Origin of the sequence: Mycobacterium sp. E802, assembly GCF_001666875.1 — a bacterium.
GTDB lineage: Bacteria > Actinomycetota > Actinomycetes > Mycobacteriales > Mycobacteriaceae > Mycobacterium.
Window position 1 is genome coordinate 29,584 of sequence record NZ_LZJD01000189.1, and the last position, 15,139, is coordinate 44,722.

Sequence of the window (15,139 nt, forward strand, 5' to 3'; positions counted from 1 at the left end):
CTCAGTGCGTCGGTGTGCCGCCAGCCGGGCTCGGACGGGCGGCGGTGAAGAAGGCCATGACCACCGCGCTCACACCGATCATCGCCGCGGCCAGGAACGCCGCGTGCACGCCCGAGATGTCGGGTGCTCCGCCCGACTGCGAGGCCTTGGTCATCACCGTCACGAACAAAGCAGTGCCCGCCGCGCCGGCCACCTGCTGCAACGTGGTCAAGATCGCGCTGCCGTGCGAGTACAGACGATCGGGCAGTACGGCGAGCGCGTCGGTCATCAACGGGGTGAACATCATCGACAGGCCGACCATCATGAGAGTCTGCAGCGCGACGAGTTCCCAGATCGCTGAGGCGGCCGACAGCTCGGTGAAACCCCACAGCGATGCGCACAGCAGCATCGACCCCGGCACCACCAGCATCCGCGCGCCGTGACGGTCATAGGCCCGGCCCACCAACGGTCCGGCCAAACCCATGAGCAATCCACCCGGCAGGGTCGCCAGCCCGGCCACCAAGGCACTGTGGCCCAGCACGTCCTGCACGTACAGCGGCACCATGATGATGGCCCCGAACAATCCCATGAAGCCGAGGACCACCAGACTCAGTGACACCGAGAACCGCCGGTAGGTGAACGGCCGCAGGTCGAGGAACGCGCGGTCCCGGCGCTGCAGCTGTACCTGGCGTGCTCCGAAAGCCACCATCGCCACCGCGCCAAGTGCCATCGGCGCCCAGGCGGGGATGCCCGGCCCGCCATGCGCGGCCTCGCCCAACAGTGAGAGGCCGAAGACCAGGCCCGCGAACGCGACCGCCGACAACGGCACCGAGATCGGGTCGATCGGGGTCGGTTCCTCCCGTTCGTCCTCGACCCGCAACCACGTCAGGCCGGCGGCCAACGAAGCCAGCGCGATCGGCAGCACGATCCAGAACATCCACCGCCAGTCCAGCGAGCCGAGGATGAAGCCGGACAGCGTGGGCCCGATCGCCGGGGCGACCGCGATGACGATCGAGATGGTGCCCATCATCTGTCCGCGCCGGTCGGCTGGAATCAACGTCATCACCGTCGTCATCAACAGCGGCATCATCACCGCGGTGCCGCACGCCTGCACGATCCGCCCGGCCATCAGCACCGCGAAACCCGGTGCGAGGGCGGCCACGAGCGTGCCGGTGCAGAACAGCGACATCGAGGTGAGGTAGATCCCGCGCACCGGATACCGCTGCAGTAGCGAGCCCGACATGGGGATGACCACGGCCATGGTCAGCAGGAAACCGCTGGTGAGCCATTGCGCCGTGCTGGCGGAAATGTGCAGATCCACGATCAACGCCGGCAATGCGACGCTCATGATCGTCTCGTTGAGGATCATCACGAACGCCGATCCGACCAGCAACGCGATGATGACGTTGGGGCTCGACTCGGCACGCGGTCGCGTCGCGATCTCCCCCGTGTCCGGTCCCGCTGTCATCACCACTCCTGTCTCAATCGGCACTTTCGCAGCACCCCAGGGTAGGTGGCCGGCCCCGCGACGGGGAAACCAGTTTTTCCGGCTGAGCCCTCGATAATCAACGATGCGTCTGCCAAGATGGCATACGGTCCATTGACCAGACGGTGTGTCTAGCGAAATTTCCGGATTCGAGGAGTGAGATGCCACAGACGCCTACTTCCCTGCGTCCTCAGCCGGCGGAGTACGACGCCGAATGGGTCCGCGCGAAGTACGCGCTCGAACGTGACAAGCGTCTGCGCCCCGATGCCGTCGACCAGTACGTCGAGGTCACCGCCGACTTCTCGCACTACGCCGACGATCCCTACACCGAGTGGGTCGACCGTGAGCCGGTGCACGACCACGTGCAGGTGCTGATCATCGGTGCCGGGCTCGGCAGCCTCATCGCCGCCGCCCGGCTGCAGGAGTCCGGCGTCACCGACGTCCGGATCGTCGACACCGCGGGCGACTTCGGTGGCACGTGGTACTGGAACCGTTACCCCGGCGCCCAGTGCGACATCGAGTCCTATATCTACCTGCCGCTGCTCGAAGAGCTGAACTACATGCCCACCGAGCGCTACGCCCATGGGCCGGAGATCCGCGCACACTTGCAGGCCATCGCCCGGCACTACGGGCTGTACCGAAATGCGTTGCTGCAAACCACCGTCACCGGTATGCGCTGGAATGAGCAGGCCGCGCACTGGGAAATCTCGACCAACCGCGGCGATGTGTTCACCGCGTCGCTGGTCACCGTCTCCCCGGGATCGCTCACCCGCCCGAAACTGCCCGGCATCCCGGGAATCAACGAATTCACCGGGCACACCTTCCACACCAGCCGCTGGGATTACGGCTACACCGGCGGCGACGAAACCGGCGGGCTGACCAAGCTCGCCGACAAGCGCGTCGGCATCATCGGCACCGGCGCGACGGGCCTGCAGTGCATCCCACACCTGGGCCGGTGGGCGCAGAAACTCTATGTGTTCCAACGGACTCCGAGCACCGTCGCCGAACGCGGCAATCGGCCCACCGACCGCGACTGGGCCGCCGGTCTGCAGCCGGGCTGGCAGCGGGAACGGATGGAGAACTTCACCCGGGTCACCTGCGGGGTCGAGATGGACCTCGATCTCACCGAGGACGGCTGGACGCGCAATGCGTTGGAGCTGACCGATTCTGCGGTGATCCGCGAGACCGCCCGCCTCGGCCGGGAGATGACCCCGCAGGAGATCGACGCGTTCCTGTTCCGCGCCGACTTCGACGCGATGGAACGCCTGCGCCGGCGGATCAGCGAGACCGTGCACGACGAGAAGACCGCCGAGGCGCTCAAGCCCTGGTTCCGCCTGATGTGCAAACGCGCCGGTTACCACGACGAATACCTCAAGACCTTCAACCGCGACAGCGTCGAACTGGTCGACACCGACGGCCGCGGAGTGGAGCGGTTCACCGAGACGGCCGCCGTCGTCGACGGCGTCGAATACGAGCTCGACGCGTTGATCTTCGCGACCGGCTTCGAGGTCGGCACCGAGTTCACCCGGCGCCTCGGGTTCGAGATCGTCGGTCGCGACAACGTCCGACTGAGCGACAAATGGGCCAAGGGCATGCGGACGCTGCACGGGCTGCAGACCCACGGCTTCCCCAACTGCTTCTTTCTGGGCTACACCCAATCCGGCGTCTCCCCCAACTACACCCACACCGCCGAGGAGCGCGCCCGCCACTTCGCCTATCTGGTCAGCACATTCGTCGAACGCAAGGCGACGACCATCGAGGCCACCGCCGAGGCCGAGGAAGAGTGGCTGGCGGCGATGAACGAGGCCTCGGTCAAGCCGAAGGCCTTCTACGCCGACTGCACACCGAGCTACCTCAGTTCCGAAGGCGACAAGGACAACCCACACGGCATGTTGTCGACCAACTTCGGCGGTAAGCCCGTCGAGTTCTTCGACATGTTGGCCAAGTGGCGCTCGACGGGCCAGCTGGAGGGTGTGGTCTTGACGTGACCGAGACGACGCACGTCGACGACACCGACACTGGGGCACCGAAACTCACGATGCGCGACCGCCATCGCATCATGACACGTGAGCACATCATGGCCGCCGCCCTGGAAGCCTTCGGCGAGCGCGGTTATGTCGCGGTCACCATCGACGACATCGTGCGGCGCGCCGGGATCGGTCGAGCCACCTTTTACCTGCATTTCGACAGCAAGGCCGCGGTGCTGCGCGAGCTGCGCAACACCCGGATGACGGTGTGGTCACAGCAGGATGCGCCGCGCGGCGGCAAGTCGGGGCGGCCGTCGGTTCGGGCCTTCTTCGAGAAAGTGGTCGACTTCTACACCGCCGCACCGGAGCTTTACATGGCGCTGCACCAAGCCCGCGCCGCCGACCCGGAATTCGCCGCCGCCCACCGGGCCACCATGGAAGCCAACATCGAGGACTGGATTGCCAACGACGCCATCCCCGGCGCCGACGAGGCTCAAATCCGGTTGGCGATCGCGATGATGTACACCATGGTCGACTCCTTCATGCATCTATGGCTCGTCGACGGGTGGCCGCTGGACCGCGAGGCCGCCATCGAGGCGATGACCGATGCCCTCTACGCCACCATGCGCTGAAACCCTCACCGAGACAGGAACTCCCGATGACGGACCGACGGTATCTGCATCTGAACCTGGTAGCCAACGACATCAACCTGCACCAGGGTGCGTACGGGTACGAACAGGCGCACGGAATCGCCGAGCGCAGCACTTTCGAGCGCCTGCTCGAGTACGGGCGCTTCGGCGACGAGGGCTTGTTCACCGCGCTGTTCGTCGGTGACATCCCCGGCATGCAGGGCTCACCGGCCTTCGATGGCGGCCCCGCCGAACCCATCACGGCGCTAACCGCAATATCCCAGCACACCAAGCACGTCGGCCTCATCGCCACTGCGTCGACGACGTTCTACGACCCGTACAACCTGGCCCGGTTGCTGGCCTCACTGGACCAGGCGTCTGACGGCCGTGCCGGATACAACGCCGTCACCTCCGTCATCGATGACTTCGCGCTGAACTACAGCCTGGCAAAGCATTTGGATCGGGAAAAACGCTACCAACGCGCCGACGAGTTCCTCGATGTGCTGCGGTCACTGTGGGAGAACCGCGAGCTGCGCCGCGATCCCGACGGCCGCACCCGGTTCTACGCGGAGCCGATCAACCACCGGGGCAACCTGTTTCAGGTCTCCGGCCCACTCAACATCGCACCCAGCCGGCAAGGCCGACCACTGATCGCACAGGCCGGTGGCTCCGGGGCCGGCATCCGGGTCGCCGCCAAGTATGCCGAGATGGTGTTCACCAACTCCTCTACACGCGAGGGCGCCGCGGTCTACCGCGAGACCCTGGACAAGGCGCTGGCCGCCCAGGGCCGTGAACCCGGCTCCGTGCCTGCGATTCCCGGCCTCATTCCCTATGTCGGCAAGACCGTCAAAGACGCCGAGGAGCGGCTGCACGAGTTGGACAGCTACGTCGACTGGGCGCCCATCGCCCCGTTTGCCTTGGGCCAGTTCGGTATCGAGATCCCGCTCGACGACATCGACGCCCCGTTTCCGGTTGCGGCGCTGCCGGTTCCGGCCGATGTCGAGAAGACGATCAAGAGCACCTTCGGCAACTATGTGGGGCTGTACAACTGGATTCAGGAACGCCCGGGGGTGACGGTGCGCGAGGTCGCGGCCCAGGCGGTCGGCCGCGGCGGCGCCACCCACCGCAAGTTCGTCGGCTCCTACGACGATCTTGTCGAGGACTTCGCGGCCTGGCATTCCGACGGCAACGTCGGCGGATTCAACCTGATGTTCTCCGCGGGTGCGGAGTCCATCCGGGAGTTCATCGACGAGGTGGTCCCCCGGCTCATCGACCGCGGCATCTATCGCGCCACCCCGGCGGATCGGCCCTTGCGCGAGCGGTTCTGAGGCTAGAGTCCCTGCCGGCAGGCGAAACGGCAAGGAAAGTCGATGACGACGAGCGAACAACCTACTGCGGCAGGCGAAGAACACCCACCCCGGCGCCGCGGCGTCATGCAGTCGTTCACCGGGCTGTGTGTCCGCTACGTCGAACGTCTGATGCCCGACCCGTATCTTTTCGCGGTCATCCTCACCCTCATCGTCGCGGCGCTGGTGGCGGTGTTGGTCGACGGCGCGTCGGCCGACGGCATGCTCAAGGCGTGGTACGGCGGGGTGTGGGGCTCGCAGAACATCTTCACGTTCGCCTTCCAGATGGTGTTGATCCTGGTGACGGGCTACACGTTGGCCGAGGCGCCGATCCTGAAACGGGCCATCGGCTGCATCGCCGCCAAGCCGAACAACCAGGTGCAGGGGGCACTGCTCTGTTTCGCGGTGAGCGCGGTGCTGTCGCTGCTCAACTGGGGCCTGGGACTGGTGGCCGGTGCGCTGGTGGCCCGGCAGGTGGCACGGCGGTTCACCGATGCACACTTCGGCTACCTGATCGCGGCGGCATTCATGGGCTTCATCGTCTGGACCCAGGGCCTATCGTCGTCGATCGCGCTGGCCAACACCGACAGCAGCAGTCCGATCAACGTGATCCACAAGATCACCGGCATCACGGTGCCGTTGAGCCAGACCATCTTCCAGCCTTACAGCTGGCTCTCGGTGATCGTCGTGCTCGCCGTGCTCGCGCTGGCGATCTGGCGCATGGCGCCGGCCCAGAGCCTGGCACCGGATCCTGCGGTGTTCGAAGACGACGAGCAACCGGACAGCGAAACGCACGACGACACCGACGTCAGCAGGAAAAAGACGTTCGCCGAATGGCTGGAAAACCTGTGGATCCTCAACGTTTTGGTGTTTGTCGCCGGGATCGCGTACTTCGTGCTCAGCGGTTTCGCCCTGAACATCTCGTCGATGATCATGTTGTTCACCATCACGAGCGCGTTGTTGCACCGCACCCCGATCCGGTTCATCCGGGCGTTCACCGGCGCGGCGAAGGTGTCCGGGCCACTGCTGCTGCAGTATCCGCTGTACGGCGGACTGGTCGGCTTGTTGGGTTATCAGGCGATCGAGGACACCAAACCGCTGCAGACGCTGCTGGCCGAGGCGGTGGTCAACGGGGCGACGCAGTACACCCTGCCGTTCCTGACGTTCATCGGCTCGTTGATCATCAGCCTCTTCGTGCCGTCCGGCGGCGGGCACTGGGCGGTGCAGGGACCGATCGCGGTGGACTCGGCGTTAGCGGTCGGCCAGCAGTCCCCGGCCTACCTCGGGTTGATGTCGATGTCCGTCGCCGTCGGTGAAGGGGTGGCGAACATGATCCAGCCGTTCTGGCTGCTGCCGCTGTTGGCGATCGCGAAACTCAATGTGCGCCAGGTGATGGGCTTTACGGTCGTGGCCTTCCTGATCGGGTTGGTGGTCCTGGGTGCGACGATGTTGATCGCACCGTTGGTGATCTGAGGCGTCGGAGGGAGCACACGTGGGCCCGTGGTGGGCGGCGAACTGGACCGAGGTGCTCGGGTTCGGGACGGGCCTGTTGTGCGTGTGGTTGGCCGGCCGGCGCAACGTGTACAACTTCCCGGTCGGCATTGCGAACAACCTGGTCTTCTTGTGGTTGTTCACCACCAACGCGCTGTACGGGAACGCCGCGCTGCAGGTGGTCTACCTCGGTCTCGGGGTGATGGGCTGGTACGGCTGGGCGCGGGCGAAGGGCGCCGTCGACGACGGATTCGTCCGCGCCGCCACTGCCCGCGGCCTCGCAATCGCACTGGTTGCGGGTGGGCTCGGCACCGCGATCGTGGCGCTGCTGCTCGGCCAGACCGACTCCACCACCGAGGTGGCCGACGCCGCCGTCACCTCCTTCAGCCTGGTCGCCCAGGTGCTGCTGAACCGGCGATGCTGGCAGACCTGGTGCGTCTGGATCGTGGTGGACATCGCCATGGTGGGGCTGGCGGCAAGCAAGGGCCTGTGGATCACCGGCGCCCTGTACCTGATCTTCATCGGACTGTGCGTCAACGGCCTGCGCGTGTGGCGGCGTGACCTCGCCGCGGTGCCGGGCAGCGAACCGGTCGGACAACATGCCTGAGTTCGCCCACGGCCTGGTGTTGGGCAAGTTTTATCCATTCCACGCCGGCCACGCGCTGCTGATCAGGACCGCGTTGGCCCGCTGCGATGTGGTCACCGTCGAGGTGCTCGGGTCCAGCGCAGAATCCATCTCGATGGACCGTCGGGTGGGCTGGATACGCGCCGAATTCCCTGGCGCACATGTGGTGTGCGGCCTCGACGACGCCGCGGTCGACTTCGATTCCGCACCGGCCTGGGACGCCCACATGACGGTGATCGAGGCTCTGTTGGATGCCGCCGTTGACGCCGTGTTCACCTCCGACGTCTACGGCGGCGAGCTGGCCCGACGCCTGAATGCCACCTGGGTGCAGGTCAACCCGGACCGTGCGCAGCTGCCGATCTCGGCGTCCGCGATCCGCGCGGACCCGGATGCGCACTGGTCGGCGCTGCCGCCGCTGGTGCGCACCGACCTGATCCGGCGGGTGGTGGTGCTCGGTGCCGAGTCGACCGGGTCCACGACCCTGGCCGCCGATCTCGCCGCCGCGCTGGGCACCGACTGGGTGCCCGAGTATGGCCGCGAGTACACTGAGACCCGCGACGGCGGCCCGCACTCTCCTTGGCGCACACACGAATTCGATCTCATCACCGACCGGCAGATCGCGATGGAGCGCGCCGCGGCGGCCACCGCGCCGCGTTCGGTGCTCGTCTGCGACACCGATGCCCTGGCCACCACCCTGTGGCATGAGCGGTACGTGGGGCATCGGGCGCAGCGGCTGGAACTCCGGGCCGCCGCACACCCACCGGTGCTGTACCTGCTCACCGGCGACGAGATCCCGTTCGTGCAGGACGGCTGGCGCGACGGTGAACACCTGCGGCACGCCATGCAGGACCGGTTCCGCGAAACCCTTGCCGCCCAGCCCGTGCCCTGGATCGAAGTGCGGGGCACGCCGGCGCAGCGCACCGCCACCGCCCTCGACGCCGTCGGGCGGGAATTGGCCGCGACACCGCTGTGCAGCGCGCCCCTGCCGCAGCGCGGAACCGGCATCATCATCAGATGAGCGATCGCTGGCAGCACATCCCCGAGGCACCCACCCACCAGCAGGCACCGACCGCCGACGGCGAACGCCAGCAGCGGCACGAGCACACCCGAGGCGTAGGACTGATCGGTGGGCAGCGTGAGGACGGCACCGGCATCACCGACCGAGAAGGTGACCGGGTCGGCCGTGGAGAACTCGATGTCGTGATAGGGCAGCACCACTGCGGAGTTGACGAGCCAGAAGTAGGCCTGTCGCACCTTCTCGTCGAGGCTCACCGGGGCCTGCGGCGGCGGTGCGAAGAGGTCATCGACCGTGAGGTCACCGATGCGGTCGCCGGGCTCGGGGCGGGGCAAGACCACGGTGGCCACCGTGCTGGCGGTGATGGCCGGGTCCACGCCGGCGCAGGTGCGCCGCGACATCCAGCAGGGACAGCCGCAGCTGAGCATCTCCGACCTGGTCGGCATGCCGCTGCCGAAGGACCTGCTCGGCGCCGAGCGGCTCGCCGACGTGCGGATCGCCTGGCGCGAGTGGTTGACCGCGCCGGTGAAGATCGTCGACGAGGTGAACCGCATCCCCACCAAGACCCAGTCGGCTCTGCTGACCATGGTCGCCGACGGCTATGTGGAGTCACACGACCAACTGCTCGCCACCGCACCGGCCGACGGCGTGGAGTCGTGGTTCTTCACTGCCAACGACGATGCGGGCGGGGGCACGTTCGCGCTCATCCAGGCGCTGCGAGATCGGATGGACGTCACCGTCACCGCGATGGGCTACAACCCGCGGTTTCTTGACGAGTTGATCGCCCGGGTGGAACGCGGCGAGCGGCCCGAGGAACACGTACCACCCGACCTGGTCTTCGGCGCCGCCGAGCGGGCCGCCGTCGCCGCCGGAATCCGGGCGGTGCCGGTTCCGCCGGAGGTGGTGGCCGAATTGTCGGCATTTGCAAGTCATTTCGAGTTCGCCCAGCACGGCGGGCGCACCTTCGAACACCGCACCAAGGACGTGATCACCACCGGCGGCGGCCGCGTGGGCGAGGTGATCGACCTGAACACCGGCGCCGACGTGCAGGCCGATCTGGGCGCCGAGACCGCGTCGGCGCCGTCACCACGTGCGCTGCAGGCCCTCATCCTGTACGCCAAGGCGATGGCCTGGTTCCGCGGACGCCCGGCCGTCGGCTCCGACGACGTAGCTGCCGTGCTCCCATTTGTGTTGCGGGGCAAGGTGGCTCCGAATCTGCACCATCCGACCTTCGACGGCGCCGACGGGGCCGAACTGCGCACCGACACCGGAGCCTGGCTTTCCACACTGTGGGACCGGGCCCGCCGGGACCGGTTGGCCCGCGACGAGGACCCGGTTGGTGAGCTGCTGGCTCAACTACGGGCCGGGCTGACCGGGGTGAGCCGCGCCGAGGTGTCCGCACGGCTGACCGCGGTGGAGTCACGCATCGCCCAGATCGCCGGCACCGGAAAGCTTTACGGCTCCACCTACACCGACCTGCTGACGCTCAAGCATGTGCACCAGCGCTACCGCAACTACCTCACCTGGCTGGACGCCACCGGCGGTGGGCGGTGATCCCGCCCGGACCGCAGGGGCGTCTGGTCAACCTCGACCTGCCGCCGCTGCCGTCACCTCCGCCCCCACAGCCGGCGCAGGTCGAGGCGAACGTCGCCGGTTGGGGCGGCTCGGTGCCGCTGCTGCGCCGGTTCGCCCAGCATGTCCCCGCGGCCCCGCCGGAGTGGCAACCGGTGCTCACCGCGCTCGCGGCCTGGCGGGCCGGCGTCGTCCGGCTGCGGGTGAGCGCCCTCGCCCAGGCCCGGGACCTGCTCGCGGCCCGGCCTGATGCCACCGGCCACGTCGGCGCCGCGCTGGCCCTGCCACCCGACACGGTCGGCCCCACGCTGGCCGGATTGACCACCGATCCGTTCTGGTGGCCCGGCGCCGCCGGCCACGACGGGCGCCCGCGCGGTCATCCGCAGCCGCGGATCGATGCCGTCGGGGGCTTCGTCGGTTTCGGTGGGCCGTTTTTGGTGCCACCGGAGCATGTTGTGGGCACCGAGCGGCCCGACCGGTTCGTGGTCCGAGCGGGCCGCCGGCAGTGGCTGCTGTTGCTCGACGTGTGCGGCGCGGTGTTCGTGCCATCCCAATCGGGATGGGCTGTCGAACGCGAGCAGGATGTGGTCCGCGCCGACGGCTCCTACCTGTTGGGCGTCGATGTCCCCGGCCTACGGATCTGGCCGTGACCGACGAACCGCTACCCGGATGGTCACAGGCTTGGGCCGACGCCCAGGAGCTGTGGGGCGTGCGGATGCATCCGCCGCATCCGCATGAGCTGGAAGGCACGTTCGCGGCGTTCACCTTCCCGTCGCAAGTGCTCATCGATGTCGCCGACCTGCGTCGTCAGGGATTGACCGACCACCTCGTCAGCGTGTTCGCCCACGAGCTCGGCCACCACGTGCTCGCCCCCGCGACCCGGGTGGAGGGGGCGCGGATCCAACTGCAGATGGCCAACGCGGTGTCGGTCGCCGCGCCCGACGGCGTCCCGATCGATCGGGTGGCCCGGGTCGGGGCAATGCTGGCGAATCTGTGGGAGGACATGCTCATCAACGCGCGGGTGGAACGAGCCCAGCGCCGCGCCGGGCTGACCCCGACGATCGTCGACACCTGGCGTGTGCTGCGCACCGACACCCCCGACCCCGTGATGGCGCGGGTCTTGCGGGCCTACGAGATGCTGTGGCTGTTGCCGGCCGGCACGCTGGCCGGCGGACCGGTGACGCCCGAACCGGTCGAGACCGACGCCGTCGTACTCGCGGACCTGGTGCGCACCTACGGGACCGACCCGCTCGGCGGGGCACTGCGGGCCGGGCTGGTGCTCGGAGGCGCGTTCACCGAAGACGTTTTTGGGACCGGGTGCGCGGGAGAGGTCGGAGGGACGCCGCTGACCGAGGTCGAGATGACCCGGGTGCTCGCCGATCCCCGATTGCAGGAACCGATCGGCGAGGCGATTCCGTTGTCCCGCGGCCACGGTGGGCAGGCGCATGACATCGCTGTCACCGAGGCCGTGCTCGGCGCCGGGGACCCGGCGGCCGTGCTGCGGGCCTGGTACACCAGCCGGGCCGCACCCTGGTGGCGCCCGCTACGGGTGCGCACCGACGAGGTTCTGCCCGAGCCCGATCTTCCTGGCCCGCTTGAAGTTTGGGAGGCCGGTGATGAGCTCGCCGACCTGGATCTGCCCGCGTCGCTGGCGGCCGGTCCGGTGTTGATTCCCGGCGTCACCACCCGCCGGCGCGCAATGCTGCCCGACGGCGCCGTCCGCGCCGAATCCGAGATCGACCTGGACCTGTATGTGGACTCCTCGGGGTCCATGCCGGCGCCGCAACTCGGGTCACCGGCGCTGTTGGCCGGGGTGATCCTGGTGGGGTCGGCGCTCGCCGGCGGCGGCCGCGTCCGGGTCACGTCCTTCGCTTCGGCCGGGCAGGTAGCCGGCTGCGACTGGACGCGGGACCGTCGCGTCGCGATCGATGCGGTGCTGCACTATTTCGGCGGTGGCACCACGTTTCCCCTCGATCTGTTGCAGCGCCGCTATACCCGGCCGCAGCGGCGCGGCATCCATCTGGTGGTGCTCTCCGACGACGGCATGACGAGCCTGTTCGGCGCCGGTCAGCCGGACTATGCCCATGTGGCCGCGGACGTGCGCCCGGCGCTGGACTCGGCCACCCTGGTCCTGCTCGGGGTCGGCCGCGGTGCCGCCGAGGCGGCCGCCGCGGGCTACGAGATTCGGCTCGTTCCGGACCTGGCCGCCGCGCCAGCGGTGTGCGGCGCACTGGCGGCCGAACTTCTGGAGGGGGCGCGGGCATGAACCACGAGCAGATCCGGGACGAGGCGCTGAACCGGTGGATCCGCTCCGGGGGTGACGAACAGTCGCTCTGGGCCGACCCGCAGTTGCGACAGGGCCCGGCCCTGGCCGAGATCACCGCGCGAATCTCGGCGACGCCGGCGGAATTCCTCGACCCGGCCGTCGACATCCTGGCGTTGTTGGACCAGCTGGTCTGCCACCCGGGTGGCGGACCGCTGGTGCCGGGCCGCAACCGACCCACCGATGCGCCACGCCTGGACGACCTCGGGGACGACGTGCGTGCCGGTGCCGCCATCGCCGCGTGGCTGCTGGGCAGCCAGCTCACCCTGGGTCGCTACAGCGTGGATATCGGTGTGGCACACCGCTTCCTATTGGTTTCAGACCTGGCGGCCGAGATGTTGGGGCTACGGGTGGCACCGGTCGCCCCGCCGCGCACCTGGTTCACCGACGACGAACGCCGCGAGGAGGCCGCGCGCTGGTTCCTGCTGCGCTTCGGGTTCGTGCCCGCCGGAGAGGACCGCGACGCTGCCCGCGCCGCCCTTGACATGCGCGACAGCCTGCGCCGAGACCGGGCCTTCGCCGCGGCCCGTGAAGCTTACGAGCACCGGGCCGCCGTCGTCTCGGCCCTGCGCGCCAAGGCCGCCCGCGAAGCCGCACAACGGTACGGGCACGAATGAGCACCCCGCAGGAACACCTCGGGATCGGCGAGTACCGCCCCGGCGCGGCCGCCGTCCTGTCCGACGCGCAGCGTTGGCCCACGCTGGATGCCGCCGGCGCGGCCCGGTTACGGACGCTGCGCGAACATCCGGACGCACCGGTGTGGACGCACGCGACCGGGGACCGGCTCGACGCCGACGCGATCACCCGGGTGCTCGAACCACTACCCCACACCGGTTGGCTCGCCGGACATCTGCAGACCGCGCGCGGATTGCTCGCCTACCGAGGACTCGGTCGGTTGGAGCGCCTCGAGGACTTCCCCACCACCAGCCGCGAGGACCTGATTCGCGACATCGGCGCCTACGTACCACTCGGCGCGGATCTGAGTCGGCTGGTGCACGGCACCAGCTCGGGCTCGACGGGCCACGCCCTGCTGATCCCGGATGATCTGGAAGACACGGCCCGCACCTTCCATCTGTTCCGCTCGCTGGCGGCGTCCGACGGCGTCGTCTGGGATCCCGACCCGCGGCGTCTGGCTTTGGTGAATGTGGTGCATCAACAGCAGGCGTTCAGCTATGCCGGCTCGATCAGCTCCTTCGGCCACGCCGGCATGGCCCGGCTGAACCTGCACCCGTCGGCGTGGGCACGCGGTGCGGCACAGCGCAATTCCTTTCTGCGGGCACAGGTTCCACAGGTGATCACCGGCGATCCGAGCTCGCTGACCTCACTGCTGGGAATCGGCGGGCTGCAGCCGCTCGCGCTGTTCTCCTCGGCCATGGGCTTGACGCCGGGCGCGCGGGCAGCGCTCGAGGGCGAGTTCGGCGTGCCGGTGTACGACGTCTACGGGTTGCACGAGACGCGGCCGATCGCCGTGCGGTCCGACGACGGCCCGCACCGGATCCTGGACCGGCGGGTGCATGTGGAGATCCTCGACGCGGCCGGTGTTCCCGTGCCTTCTGGGGCGCGGGGCGAGATCGTGGTGACGGCCGGCGAGAACCCTTTGTTGCCGTTGGTGCGTTACCGCACCGGCGATTTCGGCCGGCTCGTGACCCTGCCCGACGGCGGCCTGGCGATCGCCGACCTCGAGGGCCGAGAAGAGGTCGTCTTCGCGACGGTCACCGGCGACCGGCTGCCCGCCGTCGACGTAACCCAACAGCTGCAGCGGCACGGCGCCATCGGCTGGACCGTGCACCAGGGCGCCGACGGCACGGTGACCGCCGCGGTGGTCGGCGGGGACAGCACGGCGATCGAATCCGTCCTGGCGGCTCTGTTCGGCGCTGCGGTGTCGATCCGTCGCGTCGCGTCGTTGGCCGATCTCGGTGAGGGTAAGCCGCGGCGTTATCGCCGTGATGTCAGCTGATCCGATTCTTGTCTGCAGCGCTCGAATGCGCGAGACGTTGACGGCATCGCATCACGTCTAGCTCCGGCGGCCTCAGCTTGTCGGTCCTGCCGGGCATCATGACTCTACGACACCTATAAATAACACAGGAGTTATACTCATGGGCGTGGCGGGTTCTCCTCCTCGCTGGGCCGGGCCCACTGTCGACAAGGTAAATGGTTCGAAGTTTCACAACATGAAGGAATTGCGGCCGGCCGCGACGAGCATTCGCATCTTGTTCGTGTTCGACCCCAGCCGGCAGGCCATCCTACTACTTGGCGGCGACAAAGCGGGCAATTGGAAAGTTTGGTACGACAAGAACATTCCTATCGCCGAACAACGGTATGAGAAATGGGTGGCAGGAGGTAAGTGACATGGCACGGAACTGGCGCGACGTTCGCGCCGACGCCATCGCTCGAGGTCACTTCGACCCCGAACATGCGAATGCAGCGCGTCGGAAGATGCTCGCGACCGTTCAGGCGCAGCGACTGGCCGACATCCGCAAGGAGCACGGACATGCCCGGCAAGCTGACGTCGCCGAGCTCATGGGCGTATCGCAGGCGCGGGTCTCAAAGCTTGAGAGTGGAGATCTGTCACGTACCGAGCTGGGGACTCTGCAGTCCTATGTAGCCGCACTCGGCGGACAATTGAGGGTGGTAGCCGATTTCGGTGAAAGCAGTGTCGAACTCACCGCGTGACTAATCCGCATACCCATTCTCGGTTCGGCCAGC

General features: G+C 68.0%; 14 protein-coding genes. 13 read left to right on the plus strand and 1 reads right to left on the minus strand.

Features of this window, described 5'->3' with window-relative positions; translation table 11 throughout:
* Window position 1: 1 nt before the first annotated feature.
* Window positions 2-1,447 (minus strand): DHA2 family efflux MFS transporter permease subunit, encoded by a 1,446-nt coding sequence (locus A5699_RS27460; RefSeq protein ID WP_067776991.1) that lies wholly within the window; start codon window positions 1,445-1,447, stop codon window positions 2-4.
* A 179-nt stretch (window positions 1,448-1,626) separates the two neighbouring features.
* Between A5699_RS27460 and A5699_RS27465 the strand changes: the two genes are divergently transcribed.
* The 13 genes from A5699_RS27465 to A5699_RS27525 all read left to right on the plus strand — a co-directional run bounded on the left by A5699_RS27465 (window position 1,627) and on the right by A5699_RS27525 (window position 15,106).
* Window positions 1,627-3,453 (plus strand): NAD(P)/FAD-dependent oxidoreductase, encoded by a 1,827-nt coding sequence (locus tag A5699_RS27465; protein ID WP_067776853.1) that lies wholly within the window; start codon window positions 1,627-1,629, stop codon window positions 3,451-3,453.
* Window positions 3,450-4,064, plus strand: a complete 615-nt coding sequence (locus tag A5699_RS27470; protein ID WP_067776856.1) for a TetR/AcrR family transcriptional regulator — start codon at window positions 3,450-3,452, stop codon at window positions 4,062-4,064. Before A5699_RS27465 ends, A5699_RS27470 begins: the two co-directional genes overlap by 4 nt.
* Window positions 4,065-4,090: 26 nt before the next feature.
* Window positions 4,091-5,389: an NtaA/DmoA family FMN-dependent monooxygenase gene (locus tag A5699_RS27475; protein ID WP_067776858.1), complete on the plus strand. Its 1,299-nt coding sequence runs from the start codon at window positions 4,091-4,093 to the stop codon at window positions 5,387-5,389.
* Between the two features lie 105 nt (window positions 5,390-5,494).
* On the plus strand, window positions 5,495-6,880 hold the full coding sequence (locus A5699_RS27480; RefSeq protein ID WP_157561484.1) for a TIGR00366 family protein: 1,386 nt from the start codon (window positions 5,495-5,497) through the stop codon (window positions 6,878-6,880).
* A gap of 19 nt (window positions 6,881-6,899) precedes the next feature.
* Window positions 6,900-7,505, plus strand: coding sequence for a nicotinamide riboside transporter PnuC (pnuC, locus tag A5699_RS27485; protein ID WP_067776869.1), 606 nt, complete (start codon window positions 6,900-6,902; stop codon window positions 7,503-7,505).
* Window positions 7,498-8,541 (plus strand): AAA family ATPase, encoded by a 1,044-nt coding sequence (locus A5699_RS27490; RefSeq protein WP_067776871.1) that lies wholly within the window; start codon window positions 7,498-7,500, stop codon window positions 8,539-8,541. The genes pnuC and A5699_RS27490 overlap by 8 nt, the downstream gene beginning before the upstream one ends.
* Window positions 8,542-8,832: 291 nt before the next feature.
* The gene (locus tag A5699_RS27495; protein WP_231965862.1) at window positions 8,833-10,092 is read left to right on the plus strand and encodes a MoxR family ATPase; all 1,260 of its coding nucleotides are present in this window, start codon (window positions 8,833-8,835) and stop codon (window positions 10,090-10,092) included.
* Window positions 10,089-10,760, plus strand: coding sequence for a hypothetical protein (locus tag A5699_RS27500; RefSeq protein WP_067776878.1), 672 nt, complete (start codon window positions 10,089-10,091; stop codon window positions 10,758-10,760). The genes A5699_RS27495 and A5699_RS27500 overlap by 4 nt, the downstream gene beginning before the upstream one ends.
* Window positions 10,757-12,376 carry a hypothetical protein gene (locus A5699_RS27505; protein ID WP_067776881.1) on the plus strand — a complete coding sequence of 540 codons (1,620 nt, stop codon included), beginning with the start codon at window positions 10,757-10,759 and terminating at the stop codon, window positions 12,374-12,376. Before A5699_RS27500 ends, A5699_RS27505 begins: the two co-directional genes overlap by 4 nt.
* Window positions 12,373-13,050 (plus strand): hypothetical protein, encoded by a 678-nt coding sequence (locus A5699_RS27510; RefSeq protein WP_067776883.1) that lies wholly within the window; start codon window positions 12,373-12,375, stop codon window positions 13,048-13,050. The genes A5699_RS27505 and A5699_RS27510 overlap by 4 nt, the downstream gene beginning before the upstream one ends.
* Window positions 13,047-14,390 carry an AMP-binding protein gene (locus A5699_RS27515; RefSeq protein ID WP_067776886.1) on the plus strand — a complete coding sequence of 448 codons (1,344 nt, stop codon included), beginning with the start codon at window positions 13,047-13,049 and terminating at the stop codon, window positions 14,388-14,390. The genes A5699_RS27510 and A5699_RS27515 overlap by 4 nt, the downstream gene beginning before the upstream one ends.
* 115 nt (window positions 14,391-14,505) lie before the next feature.
* On the plus strand, window positions 14,506-14,781 hold the full coding sequence (locus A5699_RS27520; protein ID WP_231965863.1) for a type II toxin-antitoxin system RelE/ParE family toxin: 276 nt from the start codon (window positions 14,506-14,508) through the stop codon (window positions 14,779-14,781).
* Window position 14,782: 1 nt separating this feature from the next.
* Window positions 14,783-15,106, plus strand: coding sequence for an XRE family transcriptional regulator (locus tag A5699_RS27525; protein WP_067776892.1), 324 nt, complete (start codon window positions 14,783-14,785; stop codon window positions 15,104-15,106).
* Window positions 15,107-15,139 lie beyond the last annotated feature (33 nt).

Coding starts and splice junctions, on each gene's coding strand:
- A5699_RS27460 (WP_067776991.1), bottom strand. CDS start 1,447: ATGACAGCGGGACCGGACACGGGGGAGATCGCGACGCGACCGCGTGCC.
- A5699_RS27465 (WP_067776853.1), top strand. CDS start 1,627: ATGCCACAGACGCCTACTTCCCTGCGTCCTCAGCCGGCGGAGTACGAC.
- A5699_RS27475 (WP_067776858.1), top strand. CDS start 4,091: ATGACGGACCGACGGTATCTGCATCTGAACCTGGTAGCCAACGACATC.
- A5699_RS27480 (WP_157561484.1), top strand. CDS start 5,495: ATGCAGTCGTTCACCGGGCTGTGTGTCCGCTACGTCGAACGTCTGATG.
- A5699_RS27490 (WP_067776871.1), top strand. CDS start 7,498: ATGCCTGAGTTCGCCCACGGCCTGGTGTTGGGCAAGTTTTATCCATTC.
- A5699_RS27510 (WP_067776883.1), top strand. CDS start 12,373: ATGAACCACGAGCAGATCCGGGACGAGGCGCTGAACCGGTGGATCCGC.
- A5699_RS27515 (WP_067776886.1), top strand. CDS start 13,047: ATGAGCACCCCGCAGGAACACCTCGGGATCGGCGAGTACCGCCCCGGC.
- A5699_RS27525 (WP_067776892.1), top strand. CDS start 14,783: ATGGCACGGAACTGGCGCGACGTTCGCGCCGACGCCATCGCTCGAGGT.